Raw genomic sequence first — 19,512 nt, 5'->3', positions numbered from 1 at the left:
GCTCAGTATTCTTCTTACTTAAAGAACATCTTACGAGATAAAGATATTATTTCGCCAATACTTCATCAAGTGCAGTTTCAAAACGCTGTACCGCTCCGTCTACATCAGTCAATTTATCTAGACCAAATAAACCTAAGCGGAACGTTTTAAAGTTATCCGGCTCACCAACTTTTAGCGGTACACCAGCAGCGATTTGCATGCCTGTTTCGGCAAACGCACTGCCTTTATGCATATCATCGCGATCGGTATAAGCCACCACGACGCCTGGCGCTTCAAAACCTTTCGCCGCAACGCTTTCAATGCCTTTGGCTGCTAATACTTCACGAATACGGTTGCCCAATTGCCACTGCGCGTCACGCAATTTATCAAAGCCAATCTCTTTTGACTCTAAAATAGTATCGCGGAATTGACGTAAGCTGTCGGTTGGCATGGTGGCATGATAAGCGTGACCGCCATTTTCATAGGCACGCATGACATTTAACCACTGCTTTAAGTCTAAGCTAAAGCTATCTGACTCTGTATTGTCTACTTTTTCGATTGCCGCAGCGCTTAGCATGACTAAGCCTGCACACGGAGTGCTGCTCCACCCTTTTTGCGGGGCGCTGATGAGAACATCAATACCCAAGTCTTTCATGTCCAACCACACACAACCTGAAGCGATACAATCAATGACCAATAAACCGCCAACGCTATGTACAGCCGCGCTTAGCGCTTTGATATAGTCTGATGATAAAATAATACCCGATGAGGTTTCGACGTGCGGCGCAAAGACTACTGCTGGTTTCTCTGCTTTAATTTTAGCAACGGCTTCATCGATATCAACAGGGGCAAATGGCTTTGGTGACTCACCCTCTTCACGATGTGCCGTCAATACCGTAGACGACTTGGCGATTTTGCCTTTTTCTAAAATTTGCGTCCAGCGATAGCTAAACCAACCGTTACGAATAATGAGGCAATCTTCATCATTAGCCAATTGGCGCGCAACGGCTTCCATTCCATAAGTACCAGCACCGGGTACAATGACCACTGCTTCGGCGTTATACACGGACTTTAGGTCGCTAGATAAGTCATTCATCACTTGCTGAAAGACTTTTGACATGTGGTTTAAGGCGCGGTCAGTATAGACCACTGAGTATTCTAATAAGCCGTTTGGATCAATATCTTGACGTAATGCAGTCATAGGAAGCTCCTAGTTTATAGTTAGATAGTTTAATTTTTCTCAAGCATTGGCTATAGCAAAATCCAGATACTCTCTTAAACCAACCTGCCTTAATAACGCTAACCAATCTAGACACCTACTGTTCGCCAACTTAGCCAGATAATGCTTCTATTAGATAACATGGTCGTTAAATAACGTCTTTGTTAAATAATATGGCTGACCAATAGCATTGCTGACCAATAGCATAGTCGTTAGATTGCATAGCAGCTAGATACTACTATGGGTAGTATTAACTGAATATTAATATTGGGTAATAGTCGAGAGCATGACGCAGGGTTGACGATATAGCACTTTATCCTAGCGCTATTGCCGTTGGTGATTGTGTTTTGCACGCCGTGTTTTTATTGATTTTAGACAAAGTCGTACAGAACAGGTGCGCCACTATAGGGGCTACGCGGTGGTAGGCTAATAATGGTCACTAACAACTGATGAGATGAATAGGCATCAAGCGAGAACATATACACTAAGTTTTGAAGAATAACCGCTCGCGTATAACAAAAGATTATCGTCGCTTAATATACTCATAACAGCTTGATATTAGCACTGATAATGCAGGTTGACAACGATATGTTTGCGCAATAATAAGGTTTGCGCCACTTACGTTTTTTTGATCAGTCAATAATAACTATCGACGTCCGCGATGAGCCTCTTGCAGCCCAGACACCACAAAGTCTAGCAACTCACTATCCCCTTCACGGGCAGCCTTGCGCATAAGCTTCGATGGTGCGTGGGTTAACGTCTGCGTCAGCCGGCGTGACAGCTCAATGATAATATCTTCAGGACTGGCATTATCCTGTTGTAGCTTGGCAATGGATTCATGCAGGAGTTTATCTACTTGATCCTGCGTATGCGCGCGATACTGCTGAATGTCTTTACCGACTTGGCGTACTTGAAAGCTGCGATCCATCTCAACGACTAATTGGCTAACGAGCAGTTCCGCATCAACTGCCGCTTGTCTACGCTGTTCGATATTGCCAGCGATCACGTGTTGTAAATCATCGACAGAATAGAGATAAACATCATCAATACGACTAATGGTCGAGTCAATATCGCGCGGTACGGCTAAGTCAATCATCAACATGGGCTGATAACGACGATGTTTCAGCGCGCGCAAAGTCATGGTTTTATCGATCAACACATCCATACTACCGCTACAGCTACTAACGATGTCGGCTTCTGCTAAAACTTGTGGTAACTCTTGTAAAGGTCTGACTTCTACCAAGTGACCTGCGCGGCGCAGCTCCACTGCCAGCGCTTCAGCGCGCTCAGGGTTGCGGTTGCAAATAATCACGCGACCTACACCAAGCCCAGCAATGTGGGTGGCAACCAAACGGTTCATCTCGCCTGCCGCGACCACCAGCAATGTGCGACTGGGTAAATCATCAAATATTTGCGTCACCAATTTGGCGGCTGCATAGCTAAGCGATACCGCTTGAGCACCCACTTGGGTCTCATTACGTACGCGTTTGGCAGCAGCAAATACTTGATCGATAATCCAGCCAAGCTGATTACTCAGGGCTTTTTGTTCTTGCGCGAGCTGTACTGAGCGCTTGATTTGACCGAGTATCTGCGGCTCACCCAATATCATAGAGTCAAGCCCTGCGGCGACCCTAAGCCAATGAGTCAGCGCGTGAGTATCACGGTGTACATAAAGATAGGGATCAATCTCAGACAGTGACAACTGCTTAAATTCAGCAAGCCATGCTTTAATTTTTAAGATATGAGCACTAATAGCCGCCGAAGATGTCTGAGCACCGGCCGCGCCATTAGCAGACATAGAGGGGACATCTTGCGGCTCTGCTAGCTGCGGCACGAGCGCATAGATTTCAGTACGATTGCAAGTAGAAACAATCACACTGCCATCAGTAAAGGCCTCTAATTGTTTGAGAGCGATATTCACATCGTCACCCACAAGCGCCAAGCGCTCTCTCAGAGCGACTGGTGCAGTTTTGTGATTGACCCCAATGACCACTAATCTCATTATTGATAGACCATAAACATGACGCTCACCTGCCAGCCCACGCTATCTCATTATTTTTAAAAGACAGTTGTAGACGACAGCGCTGAAAGGAAGACTCTAAAAGCCGCTTATTATATCATTATTGCCAGCTTTAATTAACACTCAGCTATCGATGATAGCTATTTGCTTGTATCTGGGCACATGAGTAACAAATCAACTACCGATACGATTGTTAAAACCAATATCTATGTTTTAACGAGTGCTTATAAAAATGGATAGAAATCATTCGCTTACTTGACGTTAACTTGTTATATTTTCATAATATTTAGGCTACGATTCACAACCAATGAAAGAGCCCGTTGATACAGGTTATCAGCCAATCCTACTTTGTTAGCAGAAATTTGATAGAGCGGCTGCTATTAATAACGGAGTAACACGGGCACTATTGTTTATCCCATCAGTCTGCTTTTATAATGTCAGGCATGGGTACTCGTTACCAATAGTTAGTTTGAAATGATTAAAATAAAATTGTCTTATCGATATAGATGAACAATGGGCGAATACGGTTATCTATGATTTTTTTTGGGTCATTATTTCGATCACAACTTGCGCATGACGACCAATCTAATCTGCGTGCTCTATTGCATGCGGTTATCGAACGTCTGTGCCAGCGTTATAAGCTAACCTTGTCGTTGGCCTTTTGCCTATGCTTAGGATCGTCTTCCGTTCATGCCAGTCATCCTGATATCTCGCTCGAAGCCAATGTACCCAAACTATCCATTGCTGATAAGAACGACAAGGCAGTCCGTAGCGACGGCAATGATAATAGCCGCTCAACGCTACCAGCAACTACTCCTACCAACGCACAACCAATAGAGAATGTCACCAATATTAATGGATTAGCGCCAACTACCTTATGGCAACCTGAGCTCAAAGAGCCTAGCCTGTATGCGCTGCTTGATGCAGAATTCGCAGCAGATCGCGGTGATAGACAACGAGCGATTACTATCTATAAACAGCAAGCATTTAAAGAAGATGCAACTGCCGTATTTGAAAGAGCACTCAGCCTTTCTTTACGCACTGAAAGGGTTGAGAAATCGTTACAATTTGCCAAGTCATGGCAAGACCAAAATCCGGATCACGTGCCTGCTTGGTTTTATGTGGCGCATTTGGCTCTGCGAGCTCACGATTATCTGTTAGCTGGCGAAACCTTGAATCGTATTCTGCTTTATGACCCTCGAGCGGACTTAAGCGAAATCCTTATCGGTATCTATCCAAACAATGATGAAGACAAACGTGAATTACTTGCCGCTTTGCAACCACTAGATAGCGAGCAGAATGCCTCATTGTCGGTATTGAAAGCAGGGTTGCTTTACCAATTTAACGAGCCTGAGATTGCCATTGTCCATATCAATCGGGCGCTAGAACGTCAGCCTGACTATGTACCTTTTATTACGCTAAAGGCAGACATACTGCGCAAAATCGTCACGGCTGAAACCGTCGTCAATTATGTGAGCCAAGCGCGCCTGCGTAATCCCGATAGTAAAAGTCTCTATCTGTACGAGATTCGCTACTTACTTGACTTAAAGCAAAGCCAAGAAGCGTGGCAATTATTGCTGGATGCCCATAGTCGCTTTGCTGATGATGCCGAGATTACTTTGTTGGCTGCATTGGTGAGCTTGGACATCGAAGAATATAACAGTGCCGATGAGCTACTCAATATGCTCGCAAAAAACCCCGCTTACCTTGATCAAGCTTATTATTACCTTGGTATCAGTGCCGAGCGTCAGCAGCGCTTTGACCAAGCCAAATACTATCTCAACGGTGTCATGCAAGAAGACTTGGTATTAGAGGCTCGTAGAAAAGTAGTGGCTTTTGAATTGCTTAACGATGACGTAGATGCGGCGATTGCTACTTTAGAAAAGCTGCGTAAAGACTTTAACGTCTTTGCGCCTGATACCTTTGTACTGCAAGCCGATATTTTATGGCAGCAAAATGAGTCCGAAGAAGCCCTGCGCCTACTAACCAAAGCTGCTCGCAAATATCCTGATAATGAAATGCTCTTGTTCGCACGCGCCCAGCTGCTTGACGACAAAGACGACTATATCGTTAAGCGCACCTTGCTCAATCATCTGCAAACACTTGACCCAACCAACCTCTCCTACCAGCTCAGTTACGCGCAGTTATTGCTAGCCAATGAACGCAGCTCTGAACAAGGTTTGGCATTGGCCACCGCCATCATTCAGATTCGCTATGATGATCCACGTTATGATAATGAACTGCACCTGCAAGCGCTGAATGTGCTGGCTGGCAATGCATTGGCCAATGAGAACTACCAACAAGTCATCGACTACCTGCAAACCCCTTACGATGTGTTTCCTACCTTGCGCTCTGGCAGCTTACTACTACGCGCTTATCAAGGTTTAGGCAACAATGACAAAGTCGAGGCATTACTCGCAGACTTGCAGCAGCGCTTCTCATTTGGGCAACACAATATCAATGACCGCATACAGCTTTACTGACCCGCCGTTTTATAGTGGATAAATCGTTGCGTGCTATGATTACAAGGCACTCATAAGATACTAACAGCCACGCATAACTGAGTAACATACAACCATTAAGCTAATCTATTTTCGAAACAATGATTTCGTAAATTTGTCTATCTTTGAGGAAACATCATGTCAGTATTGGTCCATGCTAATAAGCCTAATAAATTGGCGCTATTCGCTGCCGTGACAACCGCACTCGTCATCACGTCTGGTTGTCAATCACTAAAAACAGCCAACGCTACTAACCAACCCAGCACGACTTTACAAGATCAAAACGCTGAGTCACCGCAAAAGCTTGAGAACTTTAATATCACTGGCAAAATCGGTGTAACGATGCCCGCCAATGACACCACAGGCACTCAAGGTGGTAGTGCGTTCTATGCATGGGGGCAGCAGAATGATCGCTTTGCCATTGAGCTGATCGGCGCGCTCGGCATTGGTAAAACCAACATCGAGTATAATGGTCAAACCGCCACTTTAGTCAGCGAAAAAACAGGTACCTTAACTGCTGATGATCCTGAGACTTTGCTCAAAAAGGCCACAGGGTGGCAAGCGCCTATTTCACAAATGCCCTATTGGATATCTGGTCGCCCAGCGCCTTCCGATAGCGCACCACAGCTCGATGATCAGAATCGTTTAATCAGCTCAGTCAATGGTGAATGGACCGCAAGCTTCACCTATAAAGGGTCCGATAAGTTACCAAATAAAATCAGTGCCGTGCTGCCACAAGGCAATAAGGTAGTAATGACGATCAATCATTAAGACGTCATTGAATGATGAATAAATATAGTTGAATTCAAATGATTCCGATACAAGAAAGCCGAGTGCAAGCTATACATTATTATGATTAGCGCGGCTGACGATGTAGCGGCTTTATATGAACTTGACCATAACTATCGAATCGTCAATATTTATTAAAATAGCTGTCTATGACTGATCATTATGGCGAAAAATTATAATTAAAAACTATCACTGAGAACAATCATTAAGAACTATGATTAAAAACCTAGCCGCTACGCCTACTTCCACCATCACCCGCTTATCACCGGCAAAGATTAATCTGTTTTTGCATATCATAGGTAAGCGTGCTGATGGTTATCATAATTTGCAAACCGTGTTTCGCCTGCTTGATTGGGGCGATTATTTGCATTTCTCAGTCATAGATGAAGCCGTAATTTTTACAGTAGATAGTGAATCTACGGAAAATAGTAAATTGGATGCCAATAAGCTCTGTCATCAACTGCTAATATTGGCTGGTGCAGAGACTATAACTGTCGATATAGAAGACAACTTAATTTTTAAAGCAGCACGTGCATTGCTAGCGTCTGCCATACAGTCAGACACCTTACCTGAGCATTTAGCACCTGTGCATATCGCTTTAGATAAGCATTTGCCGATGGGTGCAGGCTTGGGTGGCGGCTCATCCAATGCCGCAACGACATTGATGACACTTAATGAAATTTGGCAGCTTAAATTGACGCAAGATAAGCTGATAAAAATTGCTGCCGCTATTGGCGCAGATGTGCCGATTTTTATCTTTGGGCAAGATGCGATTGCGATGGGTATTGGAGAGCAGTTAACCGCAATCAAGTTGCCCGACCAGCAATATTTAGTATTGACCCCCAATGCTCATGTTAATACTGCCAAGCTGTTCGCGCATCCTAAATTACAACGTGATATCGCTGTGCTATCGGTTGAGACAATTAAAAATAAGCAAGCCGACTATGTACAACATTTAAACACGCCCTATCACAATGTCTTTACGCCAGTGGTGACGAGCCTCGCCCATACGGTCAGCGAAGCATTACGTTACTTGCAAGGGTTAAAAGCGCAAGCACTCGGCACAGCACGAATGACAGGCTCTGGTAGCGCGGTGTTCTTGCCTTTGGATGCAAGCGTGGCTACTGACAAAGCACTTTTAGCAAAGTGGATTGAAGAGGCGCCTTGTTCTGCATATTTAGTTCGTAATCTATGAGTTAGATTTGAGCTGTAGTGCGAAGATAAAATGATTATAAATACAGCGTAAAGCGCTTTGTTGACCCGATATTCGTTTTTTTTGACCTATTTTTTAATAAAAGCCATAAAAAGGCGCAAATGACTTGCAAAATCTGAAAATTTAATTATAATAGGTCGCCTCAATAGGGGTATAGCCAAGTTGGTAAGGCATCAGGTTTTGATCCTGACATCCGTTGGTTCGAGTCCAGCTACCCCTGCCATTTTTTAGTACGAAGCGTTTGATATGCAGTGATCATAGGTGGTTTATAAATAGCCGCTTATCTTATTGACATTGACAACGTTATCCCAGTTTCGGTATAGTTCGCAATGGACACCGCTAGGGAACAGTTATGTTTTAAATGGTTTATCCGTTTATAATATAGCGAACAGGTCGTGACGCTATTCTAACAATGACTTTTATTAAAAGTTGCTATTAGATATCGACGTACACAGCCTAGACATTACAGGGGTATAGCCAAGTTGGTAAGGCATCAGGTTTTGATCCTGACATCCGTTGGTTCGAGTCCAGCTACCCCTGCCATTTTTTACTGTAATAGTAGTCATCAAAACTTTTCACCACTCTTTTCTGAATTTGAGCAGTTTGACACTGCTTAGCGGTCGCTGCTTGAGTCAATCAATAGGACTTCTGTCATGCCTTATTTGGCGATTTTTACGGGTAATGCCCACCCTGAATTAGCAAAAACCGTAGCCGATCATCTCCATATACCTCTTGGTAAAGCTGACATCACGCGTTTTTCTGATGGCGAAATCGCCGTAGAAATCAAAGAACACGTGCGCGGTAAAGACGTGTTTATCATGCAGCCAACTTGTGCACCAACCAACGACAATTTGATGGAAATCATGATGATGGCGGACGCTTTGCGTCGCTCTAGTGCGGGTCGCATCACAGCAGTCATGCCCTACTTCGGTTATGCCCGTCAAGACCGTCGCCCTCGTTCAGCTCGTGTGCCTATCTCTGCTAAAGTCGTCGCTGACATGCTAAATATCGTGAGTATCGATCGCGTGATGACGGTTGATTTGCACTCAGATCAGATTCAAGGCTTCTTCGACATTCCTGTAGACAATATCTACGGCACGCCTGTGCTATTGAATGACCTACAAAAACAAGATTATGACAACATCATGGTTGTTTCACCTGATGTCGGCGGCGTGGTGCGTGCGCGTGCTATGGCTAAACAGTTGGGCGATACTGACATGGCGATTATCGATAAACGCCGTGCCCGTGCCAATGAGTCGCAAGTCATGCACATCATCGGCGATGTTCGTGATCGTGATTGCGTCATCGTTGATGACATGGTTGATACCGCAGGTACGCTATGTAAAGCAGCTGAAGCATTGAAAGCAAATGGTGCACGTCGCGTATTGGCTTATATTACGCACCCTGTCCTATCAGGCAACGCACTACAAAATATCAGCGAATCTGCGCTAGACGAAGTCGTTGTTACCGATACGATTCCATTGTCTGAAGCGGCAAAAGCCTGTAGCAAAATCCGCCAAGTGAGTATCGCACCGATGCTTGCTGAAAGCTTACGCCGTATCAATAACGAAGAATCTATCAGCGCCATGTTTGACGCTTAGATTTTTAATGAGCACTTGTCCTACTTTCTGTTGGCAATGCTCGTTATAAAACACTGCTTAAGTTTAAAAAAAGCGTCAAGTATCTTTACTTGACGCTTTTTTTGCCTATTGGTGTTGCACAGTCATTTTGCGTAGGTCTTTATTATTACTACAAAATCACGTATAATGCGCGCCTGTGCCAACCATTTGTTCGATTTAATTAGGTTGGCATTCTCAAAAGTGCTGATCATGCCCAAAAGTAACGATTGTCATGATAATGACTATCCAAAAAAATCGTTATGATGAGCAAATGGCTACATTTAGCAATTGTGAATTTTATTAGCAATCATAAATGTTAGCTATCATCACGTATTAGTGGATTGGTCGCAAATCCACTTTTTTATGACCAGACACTTCATCATTCTTTTTATAGGATTATATCCATGAGCATTAATCATTTTGAACTAAACGCTGTTGATCGTTCTGCTGAGCAACAAGGTAAAGGTGCGAGCCGCCGCCTACGTAAGCAGAATCTAGTTCCTGCTATCATCTATGGTGGTAACGAAGAGCCAACGTCTATCTCAATCAAGATCAACGAGCTAGTAAAGTCACTTGAATTCGAAGCGTTCTTCTCACACATTTTGACAATCAATGTTGATGGCGTAGAGCATCAAGCGGTTATCAAAGACTTGCAACGCCATCCAGCTAAAGGCTTCCCAATGCATGCTGATTTCCAGCGCGTTGTGAAAGGTCAGAAAATCAACATGAACGTTCCTGTGCATTTTGCTGGTCGTGAAGAAGCGCCTGGTACTAAAGCTGGTGGTGTTCTATCAACACTAGTATCTGATATCGAAATCGTTTGCCTACCATCACAATTACCTGAATACCTAGAAATCGACGTATCAGGCATGGAAATCGGTGATCTATTCCGTCTATCAGACATCAAACTACCTGAAGGCGTTATCATCTTTGATCTTGACATGGAAGATGCTCACGACCGTACTATCGTCAACATGCAGCCACCAACGGTTGAAGAAGTTGACGCAGACGCTGAAGAAGTTGATGCTGCTGACGTACCTGCTACTGAGCAAGGTACTGAAGACAAAGACGGCGAATAATAAACCACGGTTACATAGAGCACGCAATCTAGCGTCTGCTATGTAATACAAGGTTTGTTTAGTCAAAAAACAGCAGGTGATAAATATCTCCTGCTGTTTTTGTAAGTAAGGTTTGAAAAATAACAGATATGCTATGAATAAATAGCATAATCACAAACCTTATGCCTCATTTATTCAATTTAAGCAGGGTGTTTTTATGGCCATAAAGCTTATTGTCGGTCTTGGTAATCCTGGTCAGCAGTATATGTTTACACGTCATAATGCAGGGTTTTGGTTTGTCCATCACTTGGCTCAGCAGTTCAACATTACCCTCTCTCATGATAAAAAATTTCATGGAATCACAGGACGTGGGCAGATTCATGGGCATGACGTACGTCTATTGATGCCGCTCACCTTTATGAATAAGTCTGGTCAGTCAGTGGTGCCGATGGTGAAATTTTATGGCATTGAAAATGATGAGTTACTGATTGCTCATGATGAGCTCGATATTCCAGCTGGCAGTATCAAACTTAAGACGAATGGTGGTCATGGCGGTCATAATGGTCTGCGTGATATCACCCCTCATATCGGCAACGACTTCCATCGTTTGCGTATTGGTATTGGTCATCCTGGTCATAAGTCTAAAGTTAGTGGTCATGTGCTCTCAAAAGCTGCGCCCGATGAGCAAATTGCCATTGATAGCGCTCTGACAGCAGCGTTTGAGGCGCTACCATTATTACTAAATGGCGATATTGAAAAAGCACGTGCACAAATTAATGGCTTCAAACTGCCAGAATAAAATCATGCTTTAACTATAATAGCCTTTTATTTTAGCAAGTTATTCCCCATTAACCTTTTGATTTGAATCATTAATCTCAGTTACGCTAAGGAAGCAACCTATGCTACTTAATATGCTTAAATGCAAATTACACCGTGCTCGCGTCACCCATGCCGAACTTCATTACGAAGGCTCATGCGGTATCGATGGTGATTTATTAGATCTTGCTGGTCTGCGCGAAAATGAGTCTATCGATATCTACAATGTGACCAATGGCAAGCGCTTTCGCACCTACGCTATCCGCGCTGAAGCGGGTTCTGGTATCATCTCGCTAAATGGTGCGGCGGCTCACATGGCAGATTTAGGCGATATCGTTATCATCTGTGCCTATGCTCATTTTGATGAAGTAGAAGCGGCAACCTACCAGCCAAAACTGGTGTATTGCAACGAAGATAACACCGTAAAAGACACAGCAAACATCATTCCGGTACAAGTGGCTTAAAGCACCGGAACATTGAAGATTTTTGGATAAAGCAAGAATAAATAATCGACTAAGCTGTTGAAGTTATTCTTATTATCCAACCAAAACCGCTATGCTAATATGAGAGCTGAATCTCCATTCTGATTCAGCTTTTTTTATGCCATTTTTATATGGCAAATTCACATTTTATACCACTCTTAAAAGATGAAGTCGTCAGAAAAATAAATGTCAGCGCTATGTTTTTAGGCTAAATGAATTTGACACGGCTAAGCGTATTTTTAGGTTTGGTATTAACACTAATAAGGAAACAAACTGATGTGGTTGGCAGTTATTGCAGTATTGATCGGACTAGCTATTCTTGTTTGGAGTGCAGACCTTTTTGTTGATGGCGCCACTGCCTTAGCAAAAAAATTCAACGTTCCCAGTTTCTTAATAGGTGTGTTGATTTTGGGTGTCGGTACATCCGCCCCTGAGATGGTCGTGTCGGTATTGGCGGCACTAGAAGGCAGCCCTGATTTGGCATTAGGCAACGCTTATGGCTCAAACATCATCAATATTGCGCTGGTATTGGGTGCAACCGTATTGATTAGCCCTATTATCATTCGTAAGGGTATCATCAAGCGTGATTTACCTCTATTAGTATTGATTACTATGGTCGCCGCATGGCAGCTGCGTGATGGGCAATTAGACCAAGCAGATGCGATTGTATTGATAGCACTGCTGGTCGTGACTTTAGGCATTCAGATTGTACTAAGCTTACGTGAAGGCAACCATGAGCACGAAGGAGAACCCATAGCAGAAAGCGTTGATGCTGAACACATCGAGCAAACCCTAACACGGGGACTCATCAGCTTAGTTATCGGCATGCTTTTACTGGTCATTAGCTCGCGGGCTATAGTTTGGGGTGCAGTAGAATTGGCAACGCTGTGGGGCGTGAGCGAACTGGTGATTGGATTGACGATTGTTGCTGTGGGGACATCGTTACCTGAGCTGGTATCGAGCCTATCAGCCGCCCGTAAAGGCGAACACGACATGGCACTGGGTAATATTATTGGCTCTAATATATTTAACACCTTGGGTGTCGTTGGTCTCGCAGCGCTTATAGCGCCAATCACAGTCAGTCCAATTATCTTATCACGCGATATAGTGGCGATGGGATTGGTCACCTTATTACTCTTGGTATTGTGCGGGTTTGCCTTTATGAGTAAGCGTCCATTCGGTCGCACTTCTGGGTCGACTTTGGTCTTATTCTTTGTCGGTTATACTTTATGGCTGATACAAACCGTCAACCTGTAACGCTTAGAGTGTATTAACAGACCTCAAAATGCATGAACAGACTATGGCGAAGATAATGTGGTTTATTTTCCTTGCTTGCGATTTCTAATCACCCGCCATAGTCCTTCATTCTCTGTCTTTGGCATTTTTAAGGTAATGGTATTCGATAGCATATCTTGCACTGCGAGACCACGTGGGTTAAAGAGGCAAAAAGCATAGTTAAAGACAAAGCCCAAAAAGGAACTGGTCAATAAAACAGCACGCGAGCCATCGATGACACTACCAATGATACCAAATATAAGTGGCATGATACTGGCCGCTAAAATCCGCTTAAATGACTGTCCCCACGTTAGCAAGTGACCATTACTATTGACCGTCTTTAACCGCCAAGTCTGCATACCTAATGTCTGCCCACCGCGACGCCAAAATATCCCATAGAATCCCACTAACGTTAGTATAAAAGACGGCGTCATAATCACGTTTTGATACCACGTTGGCAGCGACTGCGCTTGTGACGACTCGCTACCCGTCTCCATCGTGATAAGTGTACCAATCACGGTTAGCAGGGTACCGACCAAAAACAACAACGCTAAAATTAACATGCCATCATAAAGAATGGCTGCCATACGAGTGCCAGGTTTAGCAATCGTTAGCTCTTCACTTTCAGCGGCATGATATGCTGATGCTTTAGTTTGAGCAGCAGATTTGGTAGGTCGTTTAGGTAAACTCTTTGACATGGTACAAGCTCATAGCAAGCAGTGAATAATGACTCTATTGTACCGTAATTCACGGTCTTATCGTACATTATCCTAAGATGCCGTAAGTCATATAACAATGTGGTATAACCATGTCGTATGACTCATCAGCTCATAAGACTATCACACAGAAATTGCAGACATAAAAAAATCGCCAAATTGTCATAAGACAGGCGATTATTTTAAGGTTTCTCTAACTGGGTTAAAGAAGTGATGATGCAAATGGTGCGCTTGGAGAGATTCGAACTCCCGACCCCTTAGTTCGTAGCCAAGTGCTCTATCCAACTGAGCTACAAGCGCGTACTTTGCACATCATTTACTGCGTTGTTAAGAAACAATTGCAGCAAATTAGGTTGGTTATTATATAGATAATTTCGCTTGTGTCAACATCTTTTTTTATTAAAATCAAAATAGTTTTTGCTTTAATAAAACAGAAGGTTATTAACGCTTTTATATCGCGTCACTACTCTACTAAAAACCGAATAAATGGAGGTGAAGGAGGGATTCGAACCCTCGATACGCGCAAACGTATGGTTCCTTAGCAGGGAACTGGTTTCAGCCACTCACCCACTTCACCAAACGACGTAAGACTTTTTAAGTTCTAAAAAATAGTATTATTGCTGATAATACGTCTTATCCCGTGGGCGAGTATTATAGCAAAGCCAAAACGAATTGCAAGCACTGTCTACAAATTTAATGCAGTTTTTATCATATTTATTTGTTTATATGGTTTCATAGCCTCTTAAGCAGCTCAAATATCAATAAAAACTAGTAAAAACGATATTTAAGTTGGTCGGCACGCTCTGGGTTGTTGTTAATTAATTGATGGATTGTCTATGTACCATCTCTCACCTACTATGGCTTTTTTAGCAGTGGGTGTCTATAGTATTTGTTACTCATTGTAGATTATGTCAAAGGAATTTTTATGCGACCAGTGGTACTGTGTTTTTCAGGATTAGACCCCTCAGGCGGCGCTGGATTACAAGCGGATATAGAAGCCATCGGTCAAGCAGGTGCGCATGCTGCCATTGCTTGTACAGCTATTACCATACAAAACTCGCAGCAAGTCTTTGGTTTTGAAGCTTGTGCAGCAAATTTGGTAAAGGATCAGGCCACCGCAGTGCTCGATGATTTGCCTGTTGCAGCTATTAAGTCAGGTATGTTGGGTACAACTGATAATATCGCTATGCTGACTCAATTGTTTGCCAAGCGCCTTATCGCCGCTGATACGCCATTTGTATTAGATCCCGTATTGGTTGCCAATAGTGGTGGCAGTTTGGGCGATGAAAAGACGCTCGTTAGCGCATTTAGAGAGCTGTTACCATACGCGACCCTTATCACACCGAATACTCATGAGCTACGCGCATTAAGTGGTGAGCAAGACTTACATATTGGCGCGCAAAAACTATGCGCCCAAGGCACCTATGCCGTATTGGTAAAAACCTCACACGACTTTGATAGCGGCGATATAGAGCAGTATTTGTACATAAAGGGTGAGATGGTACATAAAAGCACCTTGCCGCGCTTAACGGGCGAATTTCATGGCTCTGGCTGTTCGCTTGCCAGCTTTATCGCTGGGCGCTTAGCAATGGGTGATGCGCTTATCGATGCAGTAAGGGCAGCAGACAGCTGGATTACCCAGACGCTGCGTGCCGCTGATACACCGCACCCTAATAATCACCAAGCCCAATTAATACCCAATCGTTTTATAGACTTTCAGCATAACCTCTAAATAATCAATAAAAAAAGGGCGCTCTATATCTCGTAGAGCGCCCTTTTTTTAGATAGCTACTGGTAATTTTAGATAGCGGCTTTCAAGTGACCATTAATCCAACTCAACCCAACATCGGCATGAAGCTCGCGGCAAAGCCACCAATAAACATCTCAAGCAAAATAAAAGCAATGAATGCGACCATTGGTGATAAATCAATCATACCCAAGTTTGGTGTGATTCGACGAAATGGCGCCAAGATTGGCTCCGCTAAATTGACAATGATACCAATAATCGGATGCTGAGATTGGGTAAATACCACAATCCAGCTGACAATGATGGAACCAATGACGAGATAGCGACACATACGTAAAAAGTCTAATACCAAGCTGATAGTACCAGTGAAAAATAACGGTACAGGAGCGATACCTTTATGGGTCAGTGCTGCTTTTCCAGAGATATCGATCAAACGAATCAAAAACATCAGGACGATAGCCGCAATACTGATACGCCCTTGCCCGACGGTTGGAAAAATACGTCCAAACACATCGACAATGTGCGTCGCTTTATAAGCAGGCGCAATCATGGGGTTGCTGGCATCCATCCCTGCAAATTGCAGCATAAAACGAATAAACACCAACATCATGGCGAAGGTGGTGACCAAATCAAAGATTTGAAATAACATGTTGTTCATGAAGTGCTACTCAATGTGACATTATTAACAGGTTTTGGGATGACGACTGTCATTGCTTGGTATTGGTGCTTGGTATTGATGCTTAGTATTACGGCTCAGGCGCGTCATGCGCTTTTAGCAAATAACGCGCCTGATACATGGATGATTATTTACTCATCTCTTCACTCAAGGCTTGGCTACGGTCATAGCAAGCCTGCATAGCCTCAACGATTTGACCACCGATATCATTGGCTTGCATTGACTCAACGGCGGCTTGGGTGGTTCCATTTGGCGAGGTGACCTTGCGACGCAATTCAGCAGGTGCGTCTTCACTATTCATTGCCATTTTTGCCGCGCCTAACATGGTTTGCATAGCGAGCGCTGAAGCCTGCTCTTTATCCAAACCTAAAGCCACTGCCCCGTCAATCATGGATTCAATGAAGTAAAACATATACGCTGGTGCTGACCCTGATACGGCGGTTACCGCATGCATGTGTTCTTCATTATCGACCCACATGACCAATCCTGATGCTTCCATCACCGCCGTTGCTAACTGCTTTTGTTCAGCAGAAATATTATCAGTACCGTACAGACCCGTTGCGCCCATTTGAATCATTGCAGGGGTATTTGGCATCGCACGGACGATATTGTCATAGCCACCCAACATGTCAGATAAAAGCTCAGTCGACAAACCTGCTGCCACTGAAATTACCAACTGCTTGTCTAAGACATCCGCAAAGCTACTGACTACCGCTTTCATCACTTGCGGCTTGACCGCCAGCACCACAATGTCAGCATCGATAACGGCAGCTTTTGCATCAGCAGTTGGATCGACCGTGTTCAATCCTTTAGCAGCCAATTGCTCGCGCGCTTCACTGCTAGGATCAGCAACGGTAATTAAACTCGGTTTGACACCGCAGCTGACAAGCCCGCTAATCAAAGCCTGCGCCATATTACCGCCACCGATAAAGCTGATTTTCTTATTATCTAATACTGACATACATGTCTCCTATTCAAAAATCCAAAGGTATTCAAACTAACATAATGATAGGTAAAATGACACTCAGTTTACCATACTGCTACTGGCATCGTTTGATAAATTGACGGCATCTAACCCGGCTGTAAGCTCCGTTGAATCACTTAATTGCCATGGACTATTGCACAACCAAACGGTTAGATTAACAAGGGCATTATATAAAATCAGTGACGGAGAGTACTATGTTTTTCATTCGTAAAGCCAACCCTGAGGATTATGCAGATATTGCTAACATTCACTTCAAAAGTTGGCATGCCGCCTATTTAGATTTGCTACCAGTGTCCTATATCAATAATAAAAACAACTTATGTAATAAGACAAAAATGTGGCAGGAGTTAATGGCGCATCCTGATGTTATTGTCTGGATAGCATATGATGCTCATCATCATAATTTGGGGTTTATTGGCTACTTCATTAACAATAAAAATTATGAAATTACCACGTTGTATGTTTTGCCCGACTACCAAGGATTGGGTATAGGCACTCAATTAATGACAGCATCATTACAAGCTCTCTTAGAATCTCATATCCATGCCCATTTTTATTTATGGGTATTAGAAAATAATGTGGCTGCTATTGATTTCTATCAAAAATTTGGCTTTGTAGCTAATGGCGAAAAGAGTGAAGAATGCTACAAAATCATGCAAATAATAGATATCAAAATGGTTAGAAAACTTGATGACCTGATGACTTGATGGCCTAGCCCTAGATAACCTGACCTCCTAGAAGGTTTAGGTTGCAAATATTAAAAAGCGTTATTGATGCTTAGACTGTTTCTAATAACATTGTTTGTAATAACATTGCTTCTAATAGCACTGTCTAAAATGCCAATATTGTCTGTCGTGTCTGTTAGCGATCTACTCGTCCCTAGTATCCAGCTCTCAAAAGGTGATACCAGCAATAATGGCCATTCTTTATCCTGCTGTACGGATACGGCACTGACCACCACCAAACTCTCGCGCAACCATACAGGTACACCAAGCGTTTGATATAGTTTTTTGCCTGCTTGTGGACGTGATGCCAAGGCAGTTTGCACACGCTGTTGACGACCTAATGGTGCAAAGGTAATCTCAAACTTCTCATCACCATCTTGGTCGCTGTCTAATAGCTCTGCCAAGGCATTTGGCATCATTTGCGCTTGCCAAGTCAATTTATTATCCCTGCGTAAGGTAACTGACACAGGCTGGGCAGCCGCTGAATCAGCATCAGCCACAACAAAATCAGATAAGGGTTGAATCTGTTTGGTAAGCGGTAATGCTAACCACTTGCGCCACTCACTGCTTAAACGATAAAGCTGCTGACGGTAGCGGCAAATCGTATAGGACTGCTTGCGAGCTTGCCAAAAAAGCGCCGTTTGGTGATCAGCATCTCCACGTTGGCTTAGCATAAATACATCATCGACCAGCTGCTTAGCAGGCGGTAATGGCTCATCTTGACCCAACCAATAATGCAATAATTGGCGCTTCCGATAAAGCGGTAGTTTCTGTAGCTCATCAATATTTAGCACACGTTGTGCGGATGGTAGCTGTAAAGAGTGAATAGCTGTGCGATGCATGTCTTTTGCTGATTGAGCGCTGACAGTCGCTTGCGCGTCACTTAGTAGCTGCGCACTACGAGCAATGTTGTCAATGACGTTGGGATTATATTTTGTCAGTGCTGGCATGACATCACGGCGCAGTCCACTCCGCACATTATCGCCAGCATCATTGGTCGGGTCGTCGATATAGGGCAATTTCAAGCGTTGGGCATAAGCGCTGATAGTGGCTCGTCGTACAGTGAGCCAAGGCCGCCATAATGTCATACGATGTGTGCCCTGCGTTTGGATACGCCACGGCTGCACACCCGACAGACCATTCACCCCAGCGCCTTGTATCAGCCGCATCAGCACCGTCTCTGCTTGGTCATCGGCATGATGCGCTAAGAGCAATACATCATCTTGATTGAGTTGCGCTCGCATGACATCATAACGAGCCTGCCTTGCGGCTTGCTCATCATGACCATTCACTTGCGCACGTAAAATCCGACATGGTATCTGCTGCACTGCTGCCCAATGAGCGACATGCATCGCCCAAGTGTCACTATCTGCTTGCAAACCATGGTTGACATGCAGCAATTGTGGCAAAAATGGCAACTTACCTTGTCGATAGAGCTGCACACACAGCGCAGCCAATGCTAATGAATCACGACCACCACTACACGCCAGCCAAAGCCGTCGACCGTGCAGCTGTTCACCATATTCAACCATACTGCTCAATAATGCTTGTGCCAGATCGGCATCGACAGGCAGGTCTGCGATTGGCTTCATAGGATGCGAGAGGATTGCACTGCTGGTCATAATCAGCCTTATTTATTTAGCATGTATACATGAATTGACATATCAATGAATCTGCTCATACGTCAGCTAC

General features: G+C 43.9%; 16 protein-coding genes and 4 tRNA genes. 12 read left to right on the top strand and 8 right to left on the bottom strand.

The window, feature by feature from the left end; all coding sequences use genetic code 11:
- Nucleotides 1–46: 46 nt before the first annotated feature.
- Complete coding sequence (locus tag AK822_RS01190; protein ID WP_060490277.1) at nucleotides 47–1,180, bottom strand: aminotransferase class V-fold PLP-dependent enzyme; 1,134 nt, start codon at nucleotides 1,178–1,180, stop codon at nucleotides 47–49.
- A gap of 664 nt (nucleotides 1,181–1,844) precedes the next feature.
- Nucleotides 1,845–3,200 (bottom strand): glutamyl-tRNA reductase, encoded by a 1,356-nt coding sequence (gene hemA / locus AK822_RS01185; RefSeq protein WP_060490276.1) that lies wholly within the window; start codon nucleotides 3,198–3,200, stop codon nucleotides 1,845–1,847.
- A gap of 551 nt (nucleotides 3,201–3,751) precedes the next feature.
- Between hemA and AK822_RS01180 the strand changes: the two genes are divergently transcribed.
- The 10 genes from AK822_RS01180 (at nucleotide 3,752) to AK822_RS01135 (ending at nucleotide 12,953) form a co-directional block, all read left to right on the top strand.
- Nucleotides 3,752–5,701 (top strand): tetratricopeptide repeat protein, encoded by a 1,950-nt coding sequence (locus AK822_RS01180; RefSeq protein ID WP_060490275.1) that lies wholly within the window; start codon nucleotides 3,752–3,754, stop codon nucleotides 5,699–5,701.
- Nucleotides 5,702–5,857: 156 nt separating this feature from the next.
- Entirely contained in the window at nucleotides 5,858–6,490 is a 633-nt protein-coding gene (lolB, locus tag AK822_RS01175; RefSeq protein ID WP_060490274.1) for a lipoprotein insertase outer membrane protein LolB, read from the top strand.
- Nucleotides 6,491–6,722: 232 nt separating this feature from the next.
- Nucleotides 6,723–7,703, top strand: a complete 981-nt coding sequence (gene ispE, locus AK822_RS01170) for a 4-(cytidine 5'-diphospho)-2-C-methyl-D-erythritol kinase (protein WP_060490273.1) — start codon at nucleotides 6,723–6,725, stop codon at nucleotides 7,701–7,703.
- A 165-nt stretch (nucleotides 7,704–7,868) separates the two neighbouring features.
- Nucleotides 7,869–7,944, top strand: a tRNA-Gln gene (locus AK822_RS01165).
- A gap of 244 nt (nucleotides 7,945–8,188) precedes the next feature.
- Nucleotides 8,189–8,264 (top strand) — tRNA-Gln (locus AK822_RS01160).
- A 110-nt stretch (nucleotides 8,265–8,374) separates the two neighbouring features.
- The gene (locus tag AK822_RS01155; RefSeq protein WP_045452669.1) at nucleotides 8,375–9,322 is read left to right on the top strand and encodes a ribose-phosphate pyrophosphokinase; all 948 of its coding nucleotides are present in this window, start codon (nucleotides 8,375–8,377) and stop codon (nucleotides 9,320–9,322) included.
- Between the two features lie 422 nt (nucleotides 9,323–9,744).
- On the top strand, nucleotides 9,745–10,419 hold the full coding sequence (locus AK822_RS01150) for a 50S ribosomal protein L25/general stress protein Ctc (RefSeq protein WP_045443278.1): 675 nt from the start codon (nucleotides 9,745–9,747) through the stop codon (nucleotides 10,417–10,419).
- A gap of 196 nt (nucleotides 10,420–10,615) precedes the next feature.
- Nucleotides 10,616–11,197, top strand: a complete 582-nt coding sequence (pth, locus tag AK822_RS01145) for an aminoacyl-tRNA hydrolase (protein ID WP_060490272.1) — start codon at nucleotides 10,616–10,618, stop codon at nucleotides 11,195–11,197.
- A gap of 100 nt (nucleotides 11,198–11,297) precedes the next feature.
- Nucleotides 11,298–11,678, top strand: a complete 381-nt coding sequence (panD, locus tag AK822_RS01140; protein ID WP_045443274.1) for an aspartate 1-decarboxylase — start codon at nucleotides 11,298–11,300, stop codon at nucleotides 11,676–11,678.
- 294 nt (nucleotides 11,679–11,972) lie between these two features.
- Nucleotides 11,973–12,953, top strand: a complete 981-nt coding sequence (locus AK822_RS01135) for a calcium/sodium antiporter (RefSeq protein ID WP_060490271.1) — start codon at nucleotides 11,973–11,975, stop codon at nucleotides 12,951–12,953.
- 62 nt (nucleotides 12,954–13,015) lie between these two features.
- On the opposite strand, the gene AK822_RS01130 is transcribed toward AK822_RS01135, so the two are convergent.
- The 3 genes from AK822_RS01130 to AK822_RS01120 form a co-directional block, all read right to left on the bottom strand.
- Entirely contained in the window at nucleotides 13,016–13,669 is a 654-nt protein-coding gene (locus tag AK822_RS01130; RefSeq protein WP_060490270.1) for an RDD family protein, read from the bottom strand.
- Nucleotides 13,670–13,910: 241 nt separating this feature from the next.
- Nucleotides 13,911–13,987: transfer RNA gene (locus tag AK822_RS01125), tRNA-Arg, on the bottom strand.
- A 187-nt stretch (nucleotides 13,988–14,174) separates the two neighbouring features.
- A tRNA-Ser gene (locus AK822_RS01120) sits at nucleotides 14,175–14,264 on the bottom strand.
- A gap of 348 nt (nucleotides 14,265–14,612) precedes the next feature.
- Here AK822_RS01120 and AK822_RS01115 point away from each other — a divergent pair.
- A complete protein-coding gene (locus tag AK822_RS01115) occupies nucleotides 14,613–15,419 on the top strand; it encodes a hydroxymethylpyrimidine/phosphomethylpyrimidine kinase (protein ID WP_060490269.1) in 807 nt (268 codons plus the stop codon).
- Nucleotides 15,420–15,522: 103 nt separating this feature from the next.
- Here AK822_RS01115 and AK822_RS01110 read toward each other — a convergent pair whose 3' ends face one another.
- Both AK822_RS01110 and proC read right to left on the bottom strand, forming a co-directional pair.
- Nucleotides 15,523–16,092, bottom strand: coding sequence for a YggT family protein (locus tag AK822_RS01110; RefSeq protein ID WP_060490268.1), 570 nt, complete (start codon nucleotides 16,090–16,092; stop codon nucleotides 15,523–15,525).
- 145 nt (nucleotides 16,093–16,237) lie between these two features.
- Nucleotides 16,238–17,071, bottom strand: a complete 834-nt coding sequence (proC, locus tag AK822_RS01105; RefSeq protein ID WP_060490267.1) for a pyrroline-5-carboxylate reductase — start codon at nucleotides 17,069–17,071, stop codon at nucleotides 16,238–16,240.
- A 218-nt stretch (nucleotides 17,072–17,289) separates the two neighbouring features.
- Here proC and AK822_RS01100 point away from each other — a divergent pair, with 218 nt between their 5' ends.
- Nucleotides 17,290–17,802 carry a GNAT family N-acetyltransferase gene (locus AK822_RS01100; RefSeq protein ID WP_060490266.1) on the top strand — a complete coding sequence of 171 codons (513 nt, stop codon included), beginning with the start codon at nucleotides 17,290–17,292 and terminating at the stop codon, nucleotides 17,800–17,802.
- Between the two features lie 50 nt (nucleotides 17,803–17,852).
- Here the strand turns inward: AK822_RS01100 and tilS are convergent, their stop codons facing one another.
- Nucleotides 17,853–19,442, bottom strand: a complete 1,590-nt coding sequence (gene tilS / locus AK822_RS01095) for a tRNA lysidine(34) synthetase TilS (protein ID WP_060490265.1) — start codon at nucleotides 19,440–19,442, stop codon at nucleotides 17,853–17,855.
- Between the last annotated feature and the right edge of the window lie 70 nt (nucleotides 19,443–19,512).

Origin of the sequence: Psychrobacter sp. P11F6, assembly GCF_001435295.1 — a bacterium.
Classification (GTDB): domain Bacteria; phylum Pseudomonadota; class Gammaproteobacteria; order Pseudomonadales; family Moraxellaceae; genus Psychrobacter.
The sequence above is the reverse complement of the archived record's forward strand: the minus strand, read 5'-3'. Positions and strand labels throughout refer to the sequence as shown.